Source organism: Nostoc sp. TCL26-01 (assembly GCF_013393945.1).
Taxonomy (GTDB): domain Bacteria; phylum Cyanobacteriota; class Cyanobacteriia; order Cyanobacteriales; family Nostocaceae; genus Trichormus.
The window spans coordinates 6,372,765-6,393,173 of the sequence record NZ_CP040297.1; the positions used below are offsets into that span (position 1 = coordinate 6,372,765).

The 20,409-nt window shown below is 40.9% G+C and carries 20 protein-coding genes and 1 tRNA gene; 11 read left to right on the forward strand and 10 right to left on the reverse strand.

From position 1 onward, the window contains the following. Positions 1–696: 696 nt before the first annotated feature. Positions 697–2,316 carry a sensor histidine kinase gene (locus tag FD725_RS27520; protein ID WP_179051058.1) on the reverse strand — a complete coding sequence of 540 codons (1,620 nt, stop codon included), beginning with the start codon at positions 2,314–2,316 and terminating at the stop codon, positions 697–699. 586 nt (positions 2,317–2,902) lie between these two features. Between FD725_RS27520 and FD725_RS27525 the strand changes: the two genes are divergently transcribed. Beyond that, positions 2,903–3,748, forward strand: coding sequence for a DNA/RNA non-specific endonuclease (locus FD725_RS27525; RefSeq protein ID WP_179051059.1), 846 nt, complete (start codon positions 2,903–2,905; stop codon positions 3,746–3,748). Positions 3,749–3,814: 66 nt separating this feature from the next. Here FD725_RS27525 and FD725_RS27530 read toward each other — a convergent pair whose 3' ends face one another. Continuing rightward, positions 3,815–4,216, reverse strand: a complete 402-nt coding sequence (locus FD725_RS27530; protein WP_179051060.1) for a nuclease A inhibitor family protein — start codon at positions 4,214–4,216, stop codon at positions 3,815–3,817. Positions 4,217–4,231: 15 nt separating this feature from the next. Continuing rightward, complete coding sequence (locus FD725_RS27535; RefSeq protein ID WP_179051061.1) at positions 4,232–5,344, reverse strand: hypothetical protein; 1,113 nt, start codon at positions 5,342–5,344, stop codon at positions 4,232–4,234. 198 nt (positions 5,345–5,542) lie between these two features. Here FD725_RS27535 and FD725_RS27540 point away from each other — a divergent pair, with 198 nt between their 5' ends. The 3 genes from FD725_RS27540 (at position 5,543) to FD725_RS27550 (ending at position 8,834) form a co-directional block, all read left to right on the forward strand. Then, positions 5,543–6,397 (forward strand): ABC transporter ATP-binding protein, encoded by an 855-nt coding sequence (locus FD725_RS27540; RefSeq protein ID WP_179051062.1) that lies wholly within the window; start codon positions 5,543–5,545, stop codon positions 6,395–6,397. Continuing rightward, positions 6,354–7,208 carry an ABC transporter permease gene (locus tag FD725_RS27545; RefSeq protein WP_179051063.1) on the forward strand — a complete coding sequence of 285 codons (855 nt, stop codon included), beginning with the start codon at positions 6,354–6,356 and terminating at the stop codon, positions 7,206–7,208. The genes FD725_RS27540 and FD725_RS27545 overlap by 44 nt, the downstream gene beginning before the upstream one ends. 351 nt (positions 7,209–7,559) lie before the next feature. Continuing rightward, on the forward strand, positions 7,560–8,834 hold the full coding sequence (locus tag FD725_RS27550) for an MFS transporter (RefSeq protein ID WP_179051064.1): 1,275 nt from the start codon (positions 7,560–7,562) through the stop codon (positions 8,832–8,834). A 25-nt stretch (positions 8,835–8,859) separates the two neighbouring features. On the opposite strand, the gene FD725_RS27555 is transcribed toward FD725_RS27550, so the two are convergent. The 6 genes from FD725_RS27555 to FD725_RS27580 form a co-directional block, all read right to left on the reverse strand. Next, a complete protein-coding gene (locus tag FD725_RS27555) occupies positions 8,860–9,861 on the reverse strand; it encodes a glycosyltransferase (protein ID WP_179051065.1) in 1,002 nt (333 codons plus the stop codon). Positions 9,862–9,908: 47 nt separating this feature from the next. Then, positions 9,909–10,568 (reverse strand): DUF6391 domain-containing protein, encoded by a 660-nt coding sequence (locus FD725_RS27560; RefSeq protein ID WP_179051066.1) that lies wholly within the window; start codon positions 10,566–10,568, stop codon positions 9,909–9,911. Between the two features lie 219 nt (positions 10,569–10,787). Further along, entirely contained in the window at positions 10,788–11,843 is a 1,056-nt protein-coding gene (gene ccsB, locus FD725_RS27565; protein WP_179051067.1) for a c-type cytochrome biogenesis protein CcsB, read from the reverse strand. 311 nt (positions 11,844–12,154) lie between these two features. After that, positions 12,155–13,849: a DUF3352 domain-containing protein gene (locus FD725_RS27570; RefSeq protein WP_179051068.1), complete on the reverse strand. Its 1,695-nt coding sequence runs from the start codon at positions 13,847–13,849 to the stop codon at positions 12,155–12,157. 94 nt (positions 13,850–13,943) lie between these two features. Continuing rightward, positions 13,944–14,573, reverse strand: a complete 630-nt coding sequence (locus FD725_RS27575; protein ID WP_179051069.1) for a chorismate lyase — start codon at positions 14,571–14,573, stop codon at positions 13,944–13,946. 133 nt (positions 14,574–14,706) lie between these two features. After that, a tRNA-Leu gene (locus tag FD725_RS27580) sits at positions 14,707–14,787 on the reverse strand. Positions 14,788–15,129: 342 nt separating this feature from the next. Here FD725_RS27580 and accC point away from each other — a divergent pair. From accC to FD725_RS27590, 3 genes are all read left to right on the forward strand, one after another. Beyond that, on the forward strand, positions 15,130–16,473 hold the full coding sequence (accC, locus tag FD725_RS27585; protein WP_179051070.1) for an acetyl-CoA carboxylase biotin carboxylase subunit: 1,344 nt from the start codon (positions 15,130–15,132) through the stop codon (positions 16,471–16,473). A gap of 336 nt (positions 16,474–16,809) precedes the next feature. After that, positions 16,810–16,872, forward strand: coding sequence for a hypothetical protein (locus FD725_RS33195; protein WP_372726747.1), 63 nt, complete (start codon positions 16,810–16,812; stop codon positions 16,870–16,872). Further along, positions 16,872–17,081, forward strand: coding sequence for a hypothetical protein (locus tag FD725_RS27590; RefSeq protein ID WP_179051071.1), 210 nt, complete (start codon positions 16,872–16,874; stop codon positions 17,079–17,081). The genes FD725_RS33195 and FD725_RS27590 overlap by 1 nt, the downstream gene beginning before the upstream one ends. 126 nt (positions 17,082–17,207) lie before the next feature. On the opposite strand, the gene FD725_RS27595 is transcribed toward FD725_RS27590, so the two are convergent. Next, positions 17,208–17,501 carry a YggT family protein gene (locus tag FD725_RS27595; protein WP_179051072.1) on the reverse strand — a complete coding sequence of 98 codons (294 nt, stop codon included), beginning with the start codon at positions 17,499–17,501 and terminating at the stop codon, positions 17,208–17,210. 266 nt (positions 17,502–17,767) lie between these two features. Here FD725_RS27595 and psbX point away from each other — a divergent pair, with 266 nt between their 5' ends. The 4 genes from psbX to FD725_RS27615 all read left to right on the forward strand — a co-directional run bounded on the left by psbX (position 17,768) and on the right by FD725_RS27615 (position 20,392). Then, the gene (gene psbX, locus FD725_RS27600) at positions 17,768–17,887 is read left to right on the forward strand and encodes a photosystem II reaction center X protein (protein WP_010995115.1); all 120 of its coding nucleotides are present in this window, start codon (positions 17,768–17,770) and stop codon (positions 17,885–17,887) included. Between the two features lie 255 nt (positions 17,888–18,142). Continuing rightward, positions 18,143–19,048 carry a Ycf66 family protein gene (locus tag FD725_RS27605; RefSeq protein ID WP_179051073.1) on the forward strand — a complete coding sequence of 302 codons (906 nt, stop codon included), beginning with the start codon at positions 18,143–18,145 and terminating at the stop codon, positions 19,046–19,048. Positions 19,049–19,102: 54 nt separating this feature from the next. Beyond that, positions 19,103–19,660 carry a PD40 domain-containing protein gene (locus FD725_RS27610; protein ID WP_179051074.1) on the forward strand — a complete coding sequence of 186 codons (558 nt, stop codon included), beginning with the start codon at positions 19,103–19,105 and terminating at the stop codon, positions 19,658–19,660. Between the two features lie 213 nt (positions 19,661–19,873). Next, entirely contained in the window at positions 19,874–20,392 is a 519-nt protein-coding gene (locus FD725_RS27615; protein WP_179051075.1) for a PD40 domain-containing protein, read from the forward strand. The last annotated feature ends 17 nt before the right edge of the window (positions 20,393–20,409 follow it).

Here is a 20,409-nt window from a genome sequence, read left to right on the forward strand (position 1 = left end):
TCTCATATTTGATGAGTAAGCTAATATTCCTAAACCCTGATTAATTCTGACTTCTGATCCCATTTCACTTTAATCATGATACACATACATTATGTGGAGACGTTGCATTGCAACGTCTCTACTGTTCACATTTAAAGGAAATTGGTATGACTCCTGGGTGCTGAATGCCTACGTTTAAATATTATATGTTTTCTTGATTCAGTTAAATTTAAATCATACTTAATTATCCGCGTTGTATTCATGGCTTGAAGCTATTGATTTCACCCTCTTACAATATTGCATATCCTATTATCTCATACTTAAATTATCTCCATGACTACATATTAGTAATGTACTCATAACTCAGAAATACCAATTAATCAGAGTTTTCAGCTATTTAATATTTGATCTAGGATATGGGGTCGGGATTGATATTCGTTCAAGTATTTATGGGAATCCGATTTGATTACTGAAATAGTTTGCGTAGGTAGGCAATAGGCAATAGGTAAGAAGTTCCTCCACTGGTGCATCCCAGTTTTTATTTTTCAATAAGAGAATAAAAGTCATTGCGAGCGAAGCGAAGCAATCGCAAAGTCTCTGGGATTGCTTCGCTTCGCTCGCAATGACATAGAAAAAAAGTGGGATGCTCCCTTCCTCCACTGGTACTGATTTTTTTCAATAATCAAATACTAGTCCTATAGTAGGTATCTTACTTAACTAAGAATTACTATATCTCATCTGCTTAATCGGAATCTCAATGATAAATTCTGCCCCCTTTCCAGGTTCAGAAATACAATTTATTTTGCCATGATGCTTATCAACAATAATTTGATAACTAATAGATAATCCTAACCCAGTACCTTTACCCACAGGTTTGGTAGTAAAGAATGGGTCAAATAACTTACTTTTAGCTTGCTCTACTATGCCCAGAGCATTATCTTTGATACTGATAATTACAGACTCTTTATTTTTGACTTCAGTATGAATAATAATACAACTATCTGCTGGTTGAACTGCTGTTTTACATGACTCTATTTGTCGTTGATGTAAAGCATCAATAGCATTGGTCAGGATATTCATAAATACCTGATTTAATCCTCCTGCATAGCATTCAACCAGAGGTAAATTCCCATATTCTTTGATAATAGTAATGTCCTGTTCTGCTTTCTCTCCTTTAAGTTGATTCTGCAAAATTAACAATGTACTATTAATTCCTTCATGAATATCAACAGGTTTCATTTCTGCTTCATCCAGCCGAGAAAAGTTACGCAATGTCAGGACAATTTCACAGATACGTTCAGCACCAACATTCATTGATGATAAAATTTTCGATAGATCATCAGTCATAAACTCTAAATCTATCTGCTTTATCAAAAGATTGATTTTTTCATTATGATTTGGATATTCTTGTTGATATAGTTTAATTAGACTGAGTAATTGTTGAGTATATTCTCTCAGGTAAGTTAAATTGGCATAAATAAAATTAACAGGATTATTGATTTCATGAGCAACACCAGCAACTAGTTGACCTAGTGAAGACATCTTTTCAGTTTGAATCAGTTGTATTTGAGTATGCTGTAGTTCTTGCAATGTCTGTTGTAGTTGAATATTTTTCTGTTTTAATTTCTTAGTTCTCGCTACCACTTGCCTTTCTAACATATAATTAGTTTCTTCTAAAGCGGCTTGAGCAATTTTTTTATCTTTTAAGTATTCCTGCAATAAATGTAATACTAAAAGCCACGCTGGAATCAGCATTGCTAAACCCATAATGGATTGAAAGATTGCCCAAAACATTTTTTGGCGATATTCAGAAATTTTATGCTGTGTCTCAAGAAATATATTGTGTTTCCTTTGTAAGACCCCATCGGCATAAATCTTTTTCTGAATGGCATATTCACGACTGAATAAGACTGATTGTGCTGCTTCTCGTTGATTTTTTTTTACTAAATCAAAGGATTTATATTCCATTGCTACTAATTTCTGGTTAGCAATATCGATTTTTTTCGCATCCTCATTTTCATAATTTTGAGGAGCCAATTGCATAGATTTTTTAATAACCATGTCGAGTTGAGGTTCAAATTGACGATACCGTTTTTCCCATTTGATATCGCCTGTAGAAGCATTCATGAATGCAGACATGGTTAATACTTCATCAAGATAGATGATTTCATCACTAAGTTTTTGTAATTCAAATTCATTTTTATTAATTTTATTAAAGTTATCATATGCTTGCCAATTAAGGTAAACTTGAGGAATAAATAATAGTAATGTTAGTAATACAGTAGTGGTGACTAGCTGCGAAGGAAGCGACTTAATTTTGTAAAGTTTTTGATACATTGTTAGGAAATTTGCAAACATCCTTGGAAATTTAAGATGATTAAAAATCTGAGGGAAATTTATCTATATATATATCTATCTATATAAATGATTTTTGTCTAGTTTTTTTGATAAAAATAAAAATATTTTTATCAAAAATGTCATTAAAAGTAATTACTGTAAAGCATCAGTAATTACACTGCGAAATATTTGAGAAATTTTGAGAATGTGTGAAAATTTCTTAATTATCTAGTAAATACTTTATATCACCTTCAATTCCCGCGACTGTTTATCAGTGTTGAAGATGTCAGATTAAGCAAAACATTAACCCAACATAGAATCTGAATGCAGCATTTTAGCCTAGACACACCACTATATATACTTAGATTTTTTCCATAACCAAATTGGATTCTTATATAAGTTTTTCAGATAGTTTGGTACTTGAATTTAAGATAGTCACGTAAATGATTACTAGATGTTAATACAAATGTTGCTATTTTTTAACCTTTTTTTATATTGGCAAGGCTAGATTGCGATCGCTAAGTTTTACAGCATCTCTGTAAGCTTAACAGCAGCAATTGTAGTTAGTTTCAATCAATAGTAACAAATGAAGAAGTCTAAGTTTTTCAGGACTATTCTACTTATTGCCGTACCAGCAATATTTTTCACTCTGTTTAATTATCTAGAAAAGCCTCTAACTGCTCAAACCTCAAGTGTTCATTTAACGATGGGCAATCCTAGTGGGGCTAACACTAGTTACAGTAATCTTTTATTAAGCAAACCTCAATATGCAGTTTCTTACAATTGCTATAGAGGGACACCAAATTGGGTAAGTTGGCAGTTAAATACCTCATGGTTAGGAAGCGCACCTCGCCAAGATGATTTTCGTGCAGATACTACATTACCTTCAGGTTGCTATCGAGTCACTTCTTCTGATTATACAGGCAGTGGATTTGACCGAGGACACATGAGTCCATCGGCAGATAGAACAAATACAATTGCCAATAACTCTGCCACTTTTTTGATGACAAATATGATCCCCCAAGCACCTGATAATAATCAGGGAGTATGGGCAAATTTAGAAAGTTATTGTCGAGATTTAGTGGTCAATCAAGGTAAAGAACTCTATATTATTTCCGGTTCCTATGGCACTGGTGGAACCGGGTCGAATGGAACAAGAACCACAATTGCGAATGGTAACGTTACAGTTCCAGCTAGAACTTGGAAGGTGATTGTAGTTTTAAATGCTGTAAATTCTGGTGCTAGCAGCGTAACTACTAGTACAAGAGTAATTGCTGTCAACATACCTAATACCCAAGGTGTGAGATATGCAAATTGGAGAGACTACAGAGTTAGTGTTGACTCTATTGAAGTAAACACTGGTTACAATTTGCTTTCTAATGTCTTTGCATCTGTTCAAAGTACAATTGAAGCTAGAGTTGACAGTTTGTAAGGATAGTTAGCTCACTTAAAACTTAAAGCCTGTCTGTAAATGATAGACAGGCTAATGATTGATTAATTACGTTTCTACAACTTTTGTGGAAACTCCAGCTAAATCTCCAGATGGAGTTTTCCCTAAAATATAGACATCAATATTTATCATACCTATGCGATAAACACGAATGTCCATCAGATTATCTTTTAATGTTTTGACAAGTGACTGAAACTTCTGCACATTTTGTTTTTGTATTTCATCGTGCCATTCTTTTTCTACAGCACAGTTACGAAACAAATAATCTAGTTCTACTTCTTCAACTGATTTGTCTTGGGGATGTCCGGTTAACTGGAGAAGTTTTTGATTTGTCAAAGGTTCTTGAGCTTGCTTAGACCACAAAAACACTGCAAAAGGATATTCTGATTCACTCATCATTAACAAACCATTGGCGGCTTGTTTAAGTTTTTCTGTAATCTCATTAGTCATAGAGTTTATTGATGGTTATGAGCATTGGTTTTTGAGCTTGCCAATCAGAGAATTAAGGTTAATCTGAGTAGGCCAACCTTGAGGAAGATTTGCAGAATTATATCCTTTGTCTTTCAAGCCTTGAATAAATTGGTTGCGGATGTATGTAGTATCAAAAGTCCCTAGCCCATCAAAATAAACATCAGTTAGGTGAGCGGGGTCTAAAGCCATTTCACCTTTATATACTGCACCATCATTAGAATCATCCCAACCCCAAGGAGCATTAGCAGAATTTGTACTGCAAGTAGGTGTACCAGCACCACAACCACCACTAGAATCTCCCTTAAAAGTCCCCCAACTAGCGAAAGTCAAAGCAGAAGAACTTGATAAAGAGGCTTCATTTAATTGATGTTGCCACATTCCATTAGTAGCAAACACATCAACCAATTGATACTGCACATATCGATCATTCCCTGAAGCAGGAAGTTCTGCTGTAGTTTCAGAAGGATAATAAATAATCCCATCTTCATTGCTAGCACCTTGAAAATTTCCTGCATAAGGCCAAGCTTTTAGTCCATGACCTTTAGCTTCTTGTGTCGTTAACGGGTGCAGTGAACCACCATAATTGTTCATCGTCAGTGTGCCATCAATACTTTCTGCACCATTTCGTAAAGGACTACTAGTGGGAGTGTAAGAGTAAAAATCTCGATGAAATGCAGTAACAATACCTTCTAATTTACCAAAAGCTGAACCATCCTTACGGACAATTGCTAGTAAACCCTCTAAATCATTTTCGTGTTCTTGATCAAAAGGAATATCAGTCCAGTCTTGAGGATGGAAAAAGGAATATGTCACAAACCAATGAGTACAAGTTTCCGCTACAGAATAGTAAGCATGAGCAACAAGGGGAAATTGTCCAAGGTTATCCCAGTTATTTGTACCTCGCCAATCGTTATCGTAATCAAATCGCGTAACGTAGTCTCCACTATACTTAGTGCTATCTGTGTCTTGATAGTGAATAGGAGCATGATACAAGGCTAAAGCCACATCAGTGACAGATTGAGCAATTACTTTTGTATCTGTCAAAATGCCAACTACTATTGCTACAAGCAATCCAAGAGCTACAAGAAAAAATTTTCTAAAACTCATTTAGTCTCACCTCAACTCACAAACAAGGTTCAGCATAAAAGCCAATATTTAAGAATTGGTAATGACTCAGGTTATTCAAGTGCTTATTTAACTGTCTCGCGATCATCTAGCGATCGCTCAGAAAGACTATTGACTTTCTGACAAAATATGCGAAGCTAATATTTAGATAAGCTAATTATTAGAAAGTGCATCAAACTCGTGACTAAACTTACGGGAGATATAGATTTGTCAAAATCACTGGCTAGTAAACCTCAAGCAGTGATTTTAGAAACCCAAGGACTGACACGCTACTTCGGTAAAGCAGTTGCTGTCAATAATTTGAGTATTACAGTAGAACAAGGCGAGGTATTTGGCTTACTCGGCCCCAATGGCGCAGGTAAAAGCACAGCCATCAAGATGTTGACTACCCTATTGCCTCTAAGTGCAGGTAGAGCCACCATTGCTGGCTATGATGTCACGCATCAAGCTGCGGCTGTCAGACGGCTATTTGGCTATGTACCCCAAGCTCTTTCTGCTGATGGTAGCCTCACAGGCTACGAAAACTTGCTCATATTTGCCAAGCTATACGATATACCCGTAAAACATCGGCAAAGGCGGATTCGGGAAGTTTTAGATTTTATGGGTTTGCAAACAGCAGCCCATCGTTTAGTTAGTCAATACTCTGGTGGCATGATTCGCAAGCTAGAAATTGCTCAATCCATCATGCACCAACCCAAGATTTTGTTCCTCGATGAACCGACTGTAGGACTAGATCCCATTGCTCGGACTCAAGTATGGCAACTTGTACAACAGTTGCGTCAAGATTACGGTACAACCATATTTTTAACTACTCACTTTTTAGAAGAAGCCGACAATCTGTGTCATCGAGTGACAATTATGCAGCAAGGCCAAGTGGTGATAACAGGTACGCCCAGTGATTTAAAAGCTGCTTTAGATCAGCCAAATGCCACCTTAGATGATGTCTTTATTCATTACACAGGCGATCAATTAACATCAGGAGTTAACTATCGTGATACAGCCAGAACCAGACGTACAGCTCAACGGTTGGGTTAAGGGCAAACCGCATCATCGCGCTCATGTAATTTCGACAATTACCCAGATATTCACTAAAACCCTGGTGATTGCAGAGATGGAGGTGCGTAAACTCCGGCATGATCCTACTGATTTGGTTGTTCGAGCCGTACAACCATCACTATGGCTGTTAATTTTCGGGCAAGTTTTCTCGCGGATTCGTGCCATCCCCACAGGTGAGTTACCTTATTTAGACTTCATGAGTGCGGGTATTCTGGCTCAGAGTGTGTTGTTTGTCGCTATTTTTACAGGCGGAATGACGCTGATTTGGGAGCGAGACTTAGGAGTTGTGCATAAATTCTTGGCTAGTCCTACACATAGAGTATCTATTGTGTTAGGAAAGTCTTTAGCCTGTGGAGTCAGATGTTTATCACAGGTATTAGTTATTTACGTATTAGCACTGATATTAGGTGTCAAACTCAATCTCCATCCCTTAGCTTTTCTGCAAGTGCTATTCATCGTCATCTTGGGAGCTGGTTGTTTCTGCACATTTTCTTTAATCATTGGCTGTTTAGTGAAAACCAGAGAACGGATGACAGGAATCGGACAGTTGTTGACCATGCCGTTGTTTTTTGCCAGTAATGCTATCTATCCCATTTCCATCATGCCCAATTGGCTCAAGTTCCTGTCTCATATCAATCCCTTGACTTATGAAGTAGACGCATTACGTGGCGCGATGTTAGCCAATGGCACTAGCATCTATGGTTTTGGTTGGGACTGTACAATTCTCTTGTTAACACTAACAGGTTTAACCTTAATCTGCGGACGACTTTATCCACGGGTGGCAATGTAATCCAAGGCAGGGGAGGTAGGGGAAGCAGGGGGGGAAATTTTATAACTTGCTAAATCATCTCTCGATTCAGCAACGCCCAAAATTAGTTTTATAAAAAGGTCAATTGCCTACATTAAAGAACAATACGGTTCAGTTAAGGATAAAAGTAGGTTGGGTTGTAGCAAGATCCCGTTCGCGGTAGCGTCTCCGACAGGAGAAGGGTACGAAGTGAAACCCAACAAATCCGCGAAAATGTTGGGTTACTCTCCGAGAAGGCTTACGCCTACGTTCCTCAACCCAACCTACACAATTTAAGGTTTTTAACGCTAACTAAACCGTATTGCATTAAAAAAGGATGAGCTTTCAAGAACAATGTCATCGAGTAAACAAAAAATAGACATCTCCAACCTTGAATCTGCACAACATGATCCTTTTGCGGCGCTAAGGTTTCGAGATTATCGATTATTTACAATTGGGCGTGTCCTCTTATTCATTGGCTCGCAAATGCAGACGGTAGCGATTGGCTGGGAACTATACGATCGCACAAATTCCGCTTTAGCATTAGGTGGTGTGGGGTTAGCTCAAGTCTTACCAATGATTGTCCTCACCTTGATTGCTGGAGATGTGGCTGATAGGCGCGATCGCAAACTGACAATGCTACTATCAGTATTTTTACTAGTCTTATGTTCCCTAGCTTTGGCAGTATTTTCCTGGACTAAAAGCCCAATTATTTTATTTTATACCTGCTTGGTATTTACCGGAATTGCCAGAGCCTTCTTGAAACCTGCCAGTGATGCTTTGATGTGGCAATTGATACCAACTAGTGCTTTTACCAATGCAGCGACTTGGAATAGTAGTAGTTTTCAGTTAGCCTCAGTTATTGGCCCGGCTTTAGGCGGATTTGGTATTGCCTTTTTAGGAGGGGCAACGGGGGTATATGTGCTGGCAGTGATCGCAGGTTTGCTATGTTTTATTTTAACGGCAGCGATCGCCAAACCAGAAACCATTCGGACTAAAGAGCCTATTTCTTTGAAAGCACTTTGGGGCGGGGCTAAGTTTGTCTGGGAAAATCAGTTAATTTTAGCAGCCATTACCTTAGATATGTTTGCAGTGTTGTTAGGAGGAGCGATCGCTCTACTACCTATCTTCGCCAAAGATATTTTACACGTGGGGCCATTAGAATTAGGCTACCTGCAAGCAGCCCCTTCCATTGGTGCGTTATTTATGGCTGTTGTACTGGCATATTTACCCCCTTTACGTAAAGCCGGGCCAGCCTTACTTTGGTCAGTCCTGGGTTTTGGGATTGTGACAATTATCTTTGGGCTTTCTCGTTGGTTTTGGCTGTCATTATTGATGTTGGTGTTGAGTGGGGCATTAGACACAATTAGCGTGGTGATTCGCCATACCTTAGTGCAGATTAGAACACCAGATCATTTACGCGGTCGAGTTGCAGCCATCAACAGTGTATTTATTAGTGCCTCCAATGAGTTAGGAGGCTTTGAATCAGGTTTAACGGCAGCTTTATTTGGCCCAGTTCTCTCCGTCGTTGGTGGTGGAATCGGCACAATTGCTGTAGTGATTGCGGTAGCTGGAATTTGGCCGGGAATTGTCAAATTAGGAGCATTACAAGAGTATGAGAGTAAGTAAGTGCGATCGCCTCTTTTGTACACCTCTACAAATCATGAAAATATTTTTTTTGCAATTTACTATATATTCTTTGCATAAATAGTTTTGCTAACCGTACTCTTGTCAAACTAGGAATATTGCTTGATTGATGCTTTTTGTGGTCAAAAAACTCGTTCAATTCATCTAAAATTACTTGCAAACGTTTAATAATATTTTCATGGCGATATTCAGCCATAAATTCTGCTGATAAATTAAGTGGCGTGAAAGAACTTATGACCTTAAGAATACGTTGCTCATCGTATTCTCTAGAATATCCAGCAATTTTATAGCAGTTAAATCCTGGATCTAAATAATCTGCAAGTCCACCATTCACGCTGGAAAAAACCTGACAACCACAAGCTAGAGCTTCCATTGGCTGTAATCCAAAACCTTCACTCACATTTTGTTGCGCCCAGTATTCAGCAGAGTCATAAAGATAAACCTTGGCGCGATTAAATAAACCAGGTAAATCTTCAATATAGGAATTAACTACCTCTACTTTACATTTTTCTTGTAAAACCGGAATGAGTTGTTTTAATAAATACTCAGAAGATTTTCTCACCTGCACCAAAACATCTATATCCCTTTCTAAATATAAATTTTTAAATTCCTGACTAATTTCATTAGGCAAATAATAAATCAAGTTATCCGGTGATTTTTGTCCCCAATATCCCATTGTATTACGACTCACAGTAATGATCGGAATACTTGCAGGTAAATCAAATTTATAACCTGCACTGTGAGCATGATAAACAACATTATATGGCTGGAGTTTTGCAGCTAATTTAGCTATATCAAAACCCCAACTAATCACAAAAATCACATCATCTAAATTTGGCTCTTGCAGCAAATCATCTAGAAACAACTTACCCTGTTCTCTTTGACGGTAAGTCACCACATCAGCAGCACAGATTTGTTGTGCCAGTTGCCATGTTTTTAACTCCGCCCACAAACCACCACAGGCAAATTTGCCATCAGTCCCAGGCACTAAAAAGTATAATTTTCGCATCGAAAAAAATGATGAAATGAGAATAACTGTTGACCAATGACTAATGACTAATTATCCTCCCGCCAGTTTACCTTGACAAAATGACCTTGGCGACCCCAAACATCACGAGAAAGTGTAATATTTTCCACTACTAGATTAAAGGGAATCGAAGTAGTGACATATCGCTGGGCAATTAAACCTAAATCGGGTGCAAGTTCAGATGCTGTTGTAGCTGCCAAACCTAAGCCAATTAATTGCTCAATGGGGCGAAACGGCAGCATAAGATGTACACCTATAGCAAGCCCTGCTGTCAATAACATAGCCACTGATAAATTCGTCCCGCAACGGGGATGTACAGCTAAATCCCATTCACCACTTTTCAAGCGGTGGAGAGCAAGGGCAACTGCACGCCGCAAATCACTGATGTTGACTTCCCCATATAGGTAAAATCCTTGGTCAGTAGACAAGCCACCTAGTAATTCATTATCCAGTTGAACTGTGCTGGGTTTGATTTTAGGGGTTTGCAGGTTTCTAGTTTCACTCAAAACCCAAACTGTAGCGTGTTCCAGAGCATGAACTTGCCTTACCATCAAAATTTCTTTCAACCCTGGGATAAAAGATAACTGCTTGAGTAAGTCAGCATCTTGGGTTGGTTGAGGCGTTATCCAATCGAAATTTAAGAAATCAAGGGGAGACGAACTACCTTGAGCTGAAGCAGAGGTATTCATAACAACACTGCTCCTCAAGCTGATGGAGCAATAGAGATTTCTTACAAATGTAGCGCTTGTCGCTAGGGATTGTTGCTAATTTTTGTTGATGATTTCTCAAATATTTAGGGAGTAGTGAGTGCTGAGTGCTGAGTTATGAGTGCTGAGTGAGAGAGTGAGTTAAGAAGTTTTTCTCCCCCGCTCCCCTGCTTCTCTACTCCCTGCCTGTTAATGAAGATGTTACAAAAACCAGCCGTAAGAATGTAAACCCTTACCCAAAAGATTGACACCAAGATAGCAAATCCAGACAACAACAAAGCCACTAGCTGCTAAAATTGCGGGACGGCGGCCTTGCCAACCACGAGTAATTCTCGCGTGGAGGTAGGCGGCAAAGACCAACCAAGTAATCAAAGCCCAAGTCTCCTTGGGGTCCCAACTCCAGTAAGAACCCCAAGCTTCATTTGCCCAAACTGCACCCGCAATAATGCCAATTGTCAGCAGAGGAAATCCTAGCCCAATAATCCGATAGCTAATATTGTCTAAGGTTTCAGCAAGGCTGAGACGTTGGGGTGAAAGGGGTTCAGCCGATGTCAAAGTGGGAGACTCAGAAGTAGCAGCTAAATTTAATACAGCAGTGTTACTATTACCGTTGTTTTGGCTTTCTAACCGAGCAAAGCCGTTATTTTCCACAGGTGATGTTGCTGGTTGTGTAACTAATTCTCCGGCCTTGAGTAAGCGGTAGCCGTTACTACGATAGCCACCGTTACCGAAAGAACTGCCTTGCAGTTGAATATTTTTACCGCGAGTAACTATCAAAAATGCGATCGCCAACAAAGCACCCACCATCAATGCTGCATAACTTAACATCATCACACTAACGTGCATCATCAGCCAATTTGACTTAAGTGCCGGGACTAAAGGCTCAGATAACTGCATCTCTGACGGCAAAGTCAAAGTAGCAAAAGCCACAATACTCATAGCCACAGGTGCAGTAAAAACCCCTACTAAGCGACTACGGCTAGAATTTTCCGCAATTAGATGAACAGTAGTAATTCCCCAAGATAAAAAGAACAGCGATTCATACAAATTACTCAAGGGAAAATACCCAGCCTCAATCCAGCGCGCCCCCAGAAGGGTAGCTATGCACAAATTGGCGATCGCCATCCCAGCTGTTCCCAAAGCATTCATGACTGCTAAACTGGGAAACGCTGCTCCTACCCAATACACCAGCATAGTCAGGAATAACACAGCAAAGGAAGCATTATCTAACCAGTTCTGGAGCAAAACCAGATTCATAAAGTGTTCTCCGCAATGGATTTTAAAAAATCATTCATTCTTACTTCTTTGATCCTATCTGCTCTGGGGAATGCAAAATGCAAAATTCACAATTAAAGAAAAAGATCAGGAAGACAAGGGAGTAATGAGCATAGCTCTCTCAAGATGACATGAACATCCTATTTGTTGCTTTTTCTCTCTGTGCCTTTGTGTCTCCGTGGTTAGATAAGTTATTTTGTACCACAGAGACACGTTCGCAAAGCGTCTCGCAGAGAAGGCACAGAGGAATTTTTCACTAAGTAAAGGAGATAACAAAACTCTTTACTCGGCAATCACTTTGATTTCTTGAGTGTCAAAAAAATATCATAACGACTACTGCGGTTATCACTGACTGCTGCTGTCACACCGATGGAACGTGTCGCATCTAATAAAGTTTGTTGTTGAGGTATGAGTCTTGGTAAGGGGAAATTTTTCGCTGTCTGTTCTACATCTAGATAGAATTGTCCGTTCGTGGGATTGGGTTCTGTTGGTACTGTCTGTTGAAATGCCAAATTATCAGCAAGTGGATTGTGCGGTTTAGGCAAAATTTTATCAGTGATGGGCGCACCGATCGCTAAGAAAGCCACATCTCCATCTAACCAACCATGAATTGCTGTACGTGTACCAAAAGGGCTAATCCAGTTGACAACAGGTTTTCCGGCGACTGTTGCTGATTGGATTTGGAACTGATATTGATTTTTCATCACATCATCTAGCTTTCTGATAGCTGCTTTCGCCTTTTGAGTATCGTTGGCTTGAATCATGAACACTAAAGCTAAACGAAAATCTTCTGTGGAACCCGGTTTGGGAGTACCTGGAATCAGTGAGACGGCAAACTCACCTCTCATCCAACTGAGTAAATCTCTTTCTAAATCTAAATTTATTAAAGATTTTACTCCACTCCGCATTTGTTCTGGTGTGATGGGCGCGAGGGGGTTGCCTTGAGATGTTAAAACGTAGTCACTCCATAACTGTTGTAAATCACCACCAGATAGCATCATGATAGTTTCTGCTGGTATGCGATTCTGCATATTTCCCGCGTTGTTTTCGACTGTGAGTACACGTTGACTACGGGGGTTGAGCCAAGAAACTCCTTTGATCCTCACCCCAGTTGACTCTAACGTCACGGTTCCCGCTAAACCCTGGTTATTTTGCAGTTGTGCTAGAACTTGCGCTGGTAAGCGACGATTTGGTGCAACGGCGGCAATTTTGGCAGCGTTGGGTATATTGACATAAAACTGCGCTAGAGGCTGATAACTAGCAATTTTCGGGAAATTATCAGCAAAACCCCCAGTAGTTGCTAAGGATGTCTTATTTTTATAGGCATCAATTGCCCGTTCTGTTACTTGAGTATTATCAGTAATTACCAGGAAACGTTCATCTATGAAAGCGGCTGAGATGTTTTCTCCAGTTTGTCCTTCACTTTGTTGAATTGTGATCCCTTGATAAGTCTTACTGCTCCATTTAGTTGCATTCGGTGTTTTTGGTTGGGATAAGATACTTTTAGCCTTATTGGCATCTTTCACTGGTAAAACCATGACTATTGACTGCTGGTTAGTTCTACTATTTCCATTAGTCGATACTGGTTTAGGTGCAGATTGGCGGATCTCAGGAGCTAAGATAGCGATCGTAACTTCATCGCCTACCCAAGGTTGAATATCTTTCTCGAAATTGTAACCGTTGCTGGTGAGAAAGCGATCGCGCAACTGCTGCAAATTTTGATTGAGAATCAATTGGGTATCTTTCGTCCCAAATTCTTGTAACTGCTGCCACTGTTGAGGATCTGTCGTCAGAGAAACAGCCAATAAAGCATCTTGAGGAATGATATTAGCCCCAACTAACAAGTTTCTAGAAAATAATTGTTCTTGGTTCAACAACCAATATGCTGCTGCGCCACCACTAATCAACAACCCAGCAGCCGAGAGTGTCAGCACTAAGGACGGTTTCTTTCTTTTCTTCATGGGAACAGACAAAATAGGTGGTGTCATCAAAACCTACACCTCATAATGGCAAATTCACTACTGTCTTGAATGACGATAGTTAAGCCGTATAGTTAATAAATTATTCATCTCAAAAATTTTCCTATACTTTGCCATCATCAGGACTCAGTTGCATCGCTCCCAAGTATTTAGTTAAGTAAGGTGAAAAAACTTCATAGATTAAAGTTAAAGGTTGCCCATGATGCCAAAATAGGTAATGGCGACCCCAAAAAGGCCCTTTAACACCAAACCCTGATTCCAAAGCATCCGAGTATCCACAATAGATTCCCCGCACATCTCTATACAACTCTGTACGGAGACGTGCCAGACTAGCCCAAATCGGTAATGAACGATTCTGCAAATACTCATCTACATGACTCGCTTCCCACCATGATGTAGCATAGGCTAATCGCTGACCTGATGCAGTACGTAGCCAGACTTGCCGCCTGAGTCTTGGTTCGGGAACAGATTGAATTAAATCCGGCGCACCATCCAAGTCTGTACCAATCAAGGACATATCAATTACATCTACTTCTGTGGGTTCACCTGTGAGTAATTCCAAATGTCTCGTGGGCGAACCATCGCCTAAAAGCATCAGTTGCCAAGCCGGAGCCAACTGGGTATGAGGCAAACTTTGTCTGATTACTTCTTCCCCACCTTGCCAAATCGGGGTGAGGCGATGCCACGCTGCTGGCAGTGTTGAGTTGTTGCTTGGAGTAAAAGTTGCAGTCAATGTTCTTTACAAAAGTTCACTTACTTCTATAAAAGCACAAAAACTTGGAATTAAGTCCATAGTCAAAGGTCAATAGTCAACTTTGAGTTGTTGAACTACTGACCTTTTAAAAGTGACTATGGTCACTAAAAAATGCGGATGGCGAGACTCGAACTCGCAAGGCAAAGCCACACGCACCTCAAGCGTGCGCGTATACCAATTCCGCCACATCCGCACGAGTTGTACGATTAGTAATTATAACACAAAAACTATAAGAAGATAAAGGTAAAATTGAATTTGCCAAAATTTTCGGGTGTGTCCAAAAATTTCTCCAAGGAAGATACCAGACTGACAGAAATGTAGTAGCGCTACAAGTGATATTACAAGAGAGGGTGTAGGGGTTTAACAGTTATCAGTTTTAAGTCCCTGATAACTGATAACTGTTCACTGTTCACTGATTTAAAGATAAGCCTGGGGTATCTCCTGTCATAATTTGGATAAAGCGATGCTTACACGCTGTTGCAACTTGGATGGGAGACAATTTCTATCTACTGGTACTGATATCGAAAGCTAGAAAATGAAGTTTGACAAAATATTAATTGCTAATCGGGGAGAAATCGCGCTGCGCATTCTCCGCGCCTGTGAAGAAATGGGGATTGCGACGATCGCAGTTCACTCGACTGTTGACCGGAATGCTCTTCACGTCCAACTTGCTGACGAAGCGGTTTGTATTGGCGAACCTGCTAGCGGTAAAAGTTATTTGAATATTCCCAATATTATTGCCGCCGCTTTAACACGCAATGCTAGTGCCATTCATCCTGGTTATGGCTTTTTGGCAGAAAATGCCAAATTTGCCGAAATATGTGCAGATCATCACATTGCCTTTATTGGCCCGACCCCAGAAGCAATTCGGCTGATGGGGGATAAATCCACGGCAAAGGAAACCATGCAAAAGGCTGGTGTACCCACAGTACCAGGTAGTGATGGCTTGGTAGAAACTGAGATGGAGGGATTAGCCCTAGCAAAAGATATCGGTTATCCGGTGATGATCAAAGCCACGGCTGGTGGTGGTGGTCGGGGGATGCGCTTGGTGCGATCGCCTGATGAATTTGTGAAACTATTTTTAGCGGCTCAAGGTGAAGCGGGTGCAGCTTTTGGTAATTCTGGTGTTTATCTTGAAAAATTCATCGAACGCCCCCGCCACATCGAATTCCAAATTTTGGCTGATAACTACGGTAATGTCATCCACCTGGGTGAACGGGATTGTTCCATTCAGCGCCGGAATCAAAAGTTACTGGAAGAAGCCCCCAGTCCAGCCCTCGACTCAGACCTACGCGAGAAAATGGGACAAGCAGCCGTGAAAGCTGCCCAGTTCATCAACTACACTGGAGCCGGCACCATCGAGTTTCTCCTAGATAAATCGGGTAAGTTTTATTTCATGGAAATGAATACCCGGATTCAGGTAGAGCATCCTGTGACGGAGATGATTACAGGGGTAGACTTATTAGTTGAGCAAATCAGAATTGCCCAAGGAGAAAGACTGAAGCTGACTCAAGACCAAGTTGTTTTACGCGGTCATGCGATCGAGTGTCGCATCAACGCCGAAGATCCAGACCATGATTTCCGCCCAGCCCCAGGACGGATAAGCGGCTATCTCCCCCCCGGTGGCCCCGGTGTGCGGATTGATTCTCATGTTTACACCGATTACCAAATTCCCCCTTACTACGACTCTCTCATCGGTAAATTAATTGTCTGGGGGCCAGATCGGTCAACAGCTATTAACCGCATGAAACGCGCTCTCAGGGAATGTGCAATTACTGGATTGCCCACAACCATAGCATTCCACCAAAAAATCATGGAAAATGCTCAGTTTTTAGAGGGTCAGGTTTATACCAGTTTCATTCAGGACATGAAAATGTAGGGGATGAAAAAGTTGGTATCAATCCTCATATCTTGCACCTAGCCCTGGCGATTAGAAATCGTGGCTATACAAACAAAGTTCCTTCGGATTCGCCAGTTCCCTACGGCGGGAAACCCGCCTACAGGACTGGTCTCACCGCCTACGCGGACTAATCCAAAATCAAGGTTTTCAACCCGCGCAGGCGGGTTTTGCCTGTGTAGACGCGACTTCCAGTCGCCTGGTGCTGAGTAATTTTTCTTTCTCTGATAAATTTAGACATCTTCAGAAATTAATTCTGCGTTGCCCGAAATCCTTGTAGAGACGTTGCACTGCAACGTCTCTACATTGAATTTATTCTTGTTAGCTGGAGATAACATAGAAATAGAAATCTATCACAATGGTCTTTGGAGGTTTTTGTGATGAAGCCTGACTTTAGTACTATGACAAAAGGTGAGCTAAGAGCTTATGTCATAGCTCATCCTGATGAAAAGGCTGCATTTCATGCCTTTGTTGACCGCTTTACGGCTGAAGTACCTCCAGAGACTTTTGACATTCCCAAATCAAATGCTCAGATTGAAGAGCTGGAAATTCTGATCAAGCAGAAGCTAAACCAGCTAAAGACCGGATAAAAGATTCAGAGAGGCTGGTGGGTCTGGCAATATCTCAGTTGATGTTGAGATTTTTTGTCCTGGATGATGATTCAGTTATACTCCCCTTGATAGCGATCGCCTTGTATAAACTCTTTGAGTACAGGTTTAACTGACACGGGACAACATGGTAAGTAACCCTTGTTGACCTAAGAGAATTTCCCGCAGCAGACTAAAAATCCCTACCCAGAGAATCGGGGTAATGTCAACGCCGCCGATGGGTGGTACGAGTTTGCGTAAGGGGATGAGAAATGGTTCAGTCGGCCAGGCAATCAGATTAAAGGGTAATCGATTCAAATCGACTTGCGGATACCAAGTGAGAATGATCCGAAAGATAAATAGAAATGTCATCACTCCCAACACAGGGCCGAGAATCCAAACAGTCAGGTTAACGCCAGTCATCGATCTCAGTAAGTTACTATTTGTGAACAAATAAAAATCTGCAACCAAAAGCTAAAAAAATTAAGCTTTGTAAAGCATAGTTTATTTAATTCTAACTAAATGCTGTCACTGTAATTGTGGTAAATCGAAAAGCAACTAGCCTAGAACATCCGTGTAGTGATTTTATGATGGCATATTTCTTGTACCTAGCTGATGAAAATAGGCTTCTCAAGGGAGTAATAGACTATTAGAATTATGATGAAGTGTGTAAAAAAAGGTTTAGATCCATGACACCATCTTTATCAAATTTTCTTTGGAGTCTGGCTTGGGGTACTTTGATTGTCGTTATCCCTGCTACAGTTGGTTTGATTTTCATCAGCCAGAAAGATAAAATTCAGCGTTCTTAGTGTTGGGAAGAGTTATTTCGACTCTTTTCGAGTGCTTGTCTGTCAGCAATCGCCTAAATTCCACCACAGGCAACAACTCCTGTGCGGCGAGCAAGGTATACTAGGCTGGCAGACTCAAGCTTTTTTAGCTTTTGGTAAACAGCTTCAAGGCTTCTTTGTCAGATGCTTTGAAGCTTCAATATTATATTGAGATTGTTTAGAGTAGTGATTTTAAGTGTGACTCGCTAACATAGATTTGATATTGGGAAAAGAACAATGCTAAATTTTGGGCTGAACTCAGCCAGTGTTCTGGCTCAGGTGAATTTTGGAACGAACTCAGCCAGTATTCTAGGGATTTTCCTGGCTGTGGCTGGGGCAGCGCTGTATTTTCTCCGTACTGTGCGTCCAGAACTGTCAAGAGATCAAGATATCTTTTTTGCAGCCGTGGGCTTACTGTGCGGCTTTATTTTAATTTTCCAAGGCTGGCGATTAGACCCGATTTTGCAATTTGGTCAGTTGCTTTTAGTGGGTACGACTGTATTTTTTGCAGTCGAAAGTATTCGTCTACGGAGTATAGCTACTCAACAAGCTAAACGTAACACGCCAATTGTCGATGAAGAACGACCAGTCAGCAGAAACTATTCTTATAACAGAAATAGGTATCAAGCTGAGGTGGAATCAGACCTAGAACCACTACCTTATCGAGAAGAAGAAGAAGAGGAAGATCGCCCCGTGCGTGCGAGAATTCGTCCTGGTAGAGACGACCGTTCTAGCCGTGATGACTACTACGACGAACAACCACCCCGGCGTGAACGTCGTAACCCTACTGACCGACCAGAATCAACAGACAGAACACGCCGCCGGACTCCCAACCGTCCCACCAATCGGACTCCAGAACGTTATGACCAAGAAGATTGGGGTTCACCTTCCAGGGAAGTTGATGATTGGGAAGGTTCGAGCGATGAAGTAAGAAAGTCTTCGCGCCGAAACAATAATCCTCCTCGCCCAACAGTTGACGAAGATACACCACCCAGACGCAGAAAACGCCGTCCACCCACTGATACCAATCCCCGCAGGGAACAGCAAGACGATGAAGCGATTCCGACTGACTACGTACCGTACAAACCGATAGATGAGTCAGACGAAGAACCAGGAAATTCCCCAAATTATGACGATGTTTAAAGCGATCGCCATAGATGTAAGCTTATAAGCGGCAGAAACAAGTAAATAGTTGAGGTGGAAAAATTTACTTCTCAGTTTTGGCTCCAAAAACCAATTCATTGGAGCCTAGTCTTTAGCTTGGCAAGTTTGCTAGGCTCTTGTAGTTCCGGTGATATTCCTCTAGGGCCTACCTCCCTCAATAGTCGCTACACAGAAGAACAACCAGCCTTAAGTGGTAATGGTCGTTTCCTAGCGTTTATTTCTAATCGTAATAGTGTTCACCAGTTACTTATATATGATTTGCAACAGCAGAGTTTTATTAGGACACCCGGCTTAAATCGACCTGATACAATTACCGAAAGTCCTAGCCTCAGCTACACCGGACGGTATATTGTTTACATGACCAGCGACCAAGGTAGACCAGTGGTAGCACTTTACGATCGCGCCATCCAGCAATCACAAATCATCACCCCCACCTATCGCGGTTGGGTACGCAACCCCAGCATCAGCCCAGATGGACGTTATGTTGTCTTTGAAACCGCCAGCCGTGGCCAATGGGACATCGAAGTCCTAGACAGAGGCCCCACTGTAGAATTAGATATTCCCAACGGGGCAACTGTGAATCAGCAGTGAGTGCTGAGTGATGAGTGCTGAGTAGCGACCAATGACTATTGACTATTGCTTATTGCCTATTGCCTATTGCCTATTGCCTATTGCCTATTGCCTATTGCCTATTGACTATTGCCTATTGCCTATTGCCTATTGCCTATTGCCTATTGCCTATTGCCTATTGCCTATTGCCTATTGCCTATTGCCTATTGACTATTGACCATTGACCATTGACCAATGACCAAACACATTTTTATATTTTTTTGTTTAACTTTTTTAAGTGGGTGCTTTGGTTATCCCCGCTTAGTTAATTATCCGTTTGATCCTGGGGGGAGGAGTATTAACAGTTTGTCTTCAGAACTGAATCCACAGATTTCTGGAAGATATATTGTGTTTACAAGCGATCGCCGGGGTAGCCAGGATGTATATTTATTTGATACCCTGACTCGTAATTTGGTAGATTTGCCCGGATTAAATGCTTTAGATACGATCGCTTCTCATCCCAGTGTTTCCGATGATGGTCGTTATCTGGTGTTTGCAGCTAGTCGTCAAGGGCGATCGGCAATTTTTCTCTATGACAAAGAAACACGTCAATCACGAAATCTAACTAATAATCTACAAGCAGAAGTCCGCAACCCCACCATCAGCGCTGACGGGAGTGCGATCGCTTTTGAATCTAGCAATAACGGACAGTGGGATGTTTTGGTTTATAACCGTTTAGGGCAACCTTTGGATGTACCGCAAGATCCTAGATAGATTGATAATTACTAATT

Bases quoted from the DNA above. Each gene is read 5' to 3' on its own strand.
- FD725_RS27520 (WP_179051058.1), bottom strand. From the start codon at position 2,316: ATGTATCAAAAACTTTACAAAATTAAGTCGCTTCCTTCGCAGCTAGTC.
- FD725_RS27525 (WP_179051059.1), top strand. From the start codon at position 2,903: ATGAAGAAGTCTAAGTTTTTCAGGACTATTCTACTTATTGCCGTACCA.
- FD725_RS27570 (WP_179051068.1), bottom strand. From the start codon at position 13,849: ATGACACCACCTATTTTGTCTGTTCCCATGAAGAAAAGAAAGAAACCG.
- psbX (WP_010995115.1), top strand. From the start codon at position 17,768: ATGACACCATCTTTATCAAATTTTCTTTGGAGTCTGGCTTGGGGTACT.
- FD725_RS27530 (WP_179051060.1), bottom strand. From the start codon at position 4,216: ATGACTAATGAGATTACAGAAAAACTTAAACAAGCCGCCAATGGTTTG.
- FD725_RS27590 (WP_179051071.1), top strand. From the start codon at position 16,872: ATGAAGCCTGACTTTAGTACTATGACAAAAGGTGAGCTAAGAGCTTAT.
- FD725_RS27605 (WP_179051073.1), top strand. From the start codon at position 18,143: ATGCTAAATTTTGGGCTGAACTCAGCCAGTGTTCTGGCTCAGGTGAAT.
- FD725_RS27595 (WP_179051072.1), bottom strand. From the start codon at position 17,501: ATGACTGGCGTTAACCTGACTGTTTGGATTCTCGGCCCTGTGTTGGGA.
- accC (WP_179051070.1), top strand. From the start codon at position 15,130: ATGAAGTTTGACAAAATATTAATTGCTAATCGGGGAGAAATCGCGCTG.
- FD725_RS27560 (WP_179051066.1), bottom strand. From the start codon at position 10,568: ATGAATACCTCTGCTTCAGCTCAAGGTAGTTCGTCTCCCCTTGATTTC.
- FD725_RS27555 (WP_179051065.1), bottom strand. From the start codon at position 9,861: ATGCGAAAATTATACTTTTTAGTGCCTGGGACTGATGGCAAATTTGCC.
- ccsB (WP_179051067.1), bottom strand. From the start codon at position 11,843: ATGAATCTGGTTTTGCTCCAGAACTGGTTAGATAATGCTTCCTTTGCT.
- FD725_RS27535 (WP_179051061.1), bottom strand. From the start codon at position 5,344: ATGAGTTTTAGAAAATTTTTTCTTGTAGCTCTTGGATTGCTTGTAGCA.
- FD725_RS27550 (WP_179051064.1), top strand. From the start codon at position 7,560: ATGTCATCGAGTAAACAAAAAATAGACATCTCCAACCTTGAATCTGCA.
- FD725_RS27615 (WP_179051075.1), top strand. From the start codon at position 19,874: ATGACCAAACACATTTTTATATTTTTTTGTTTAACTTTTTTAAGTGGG.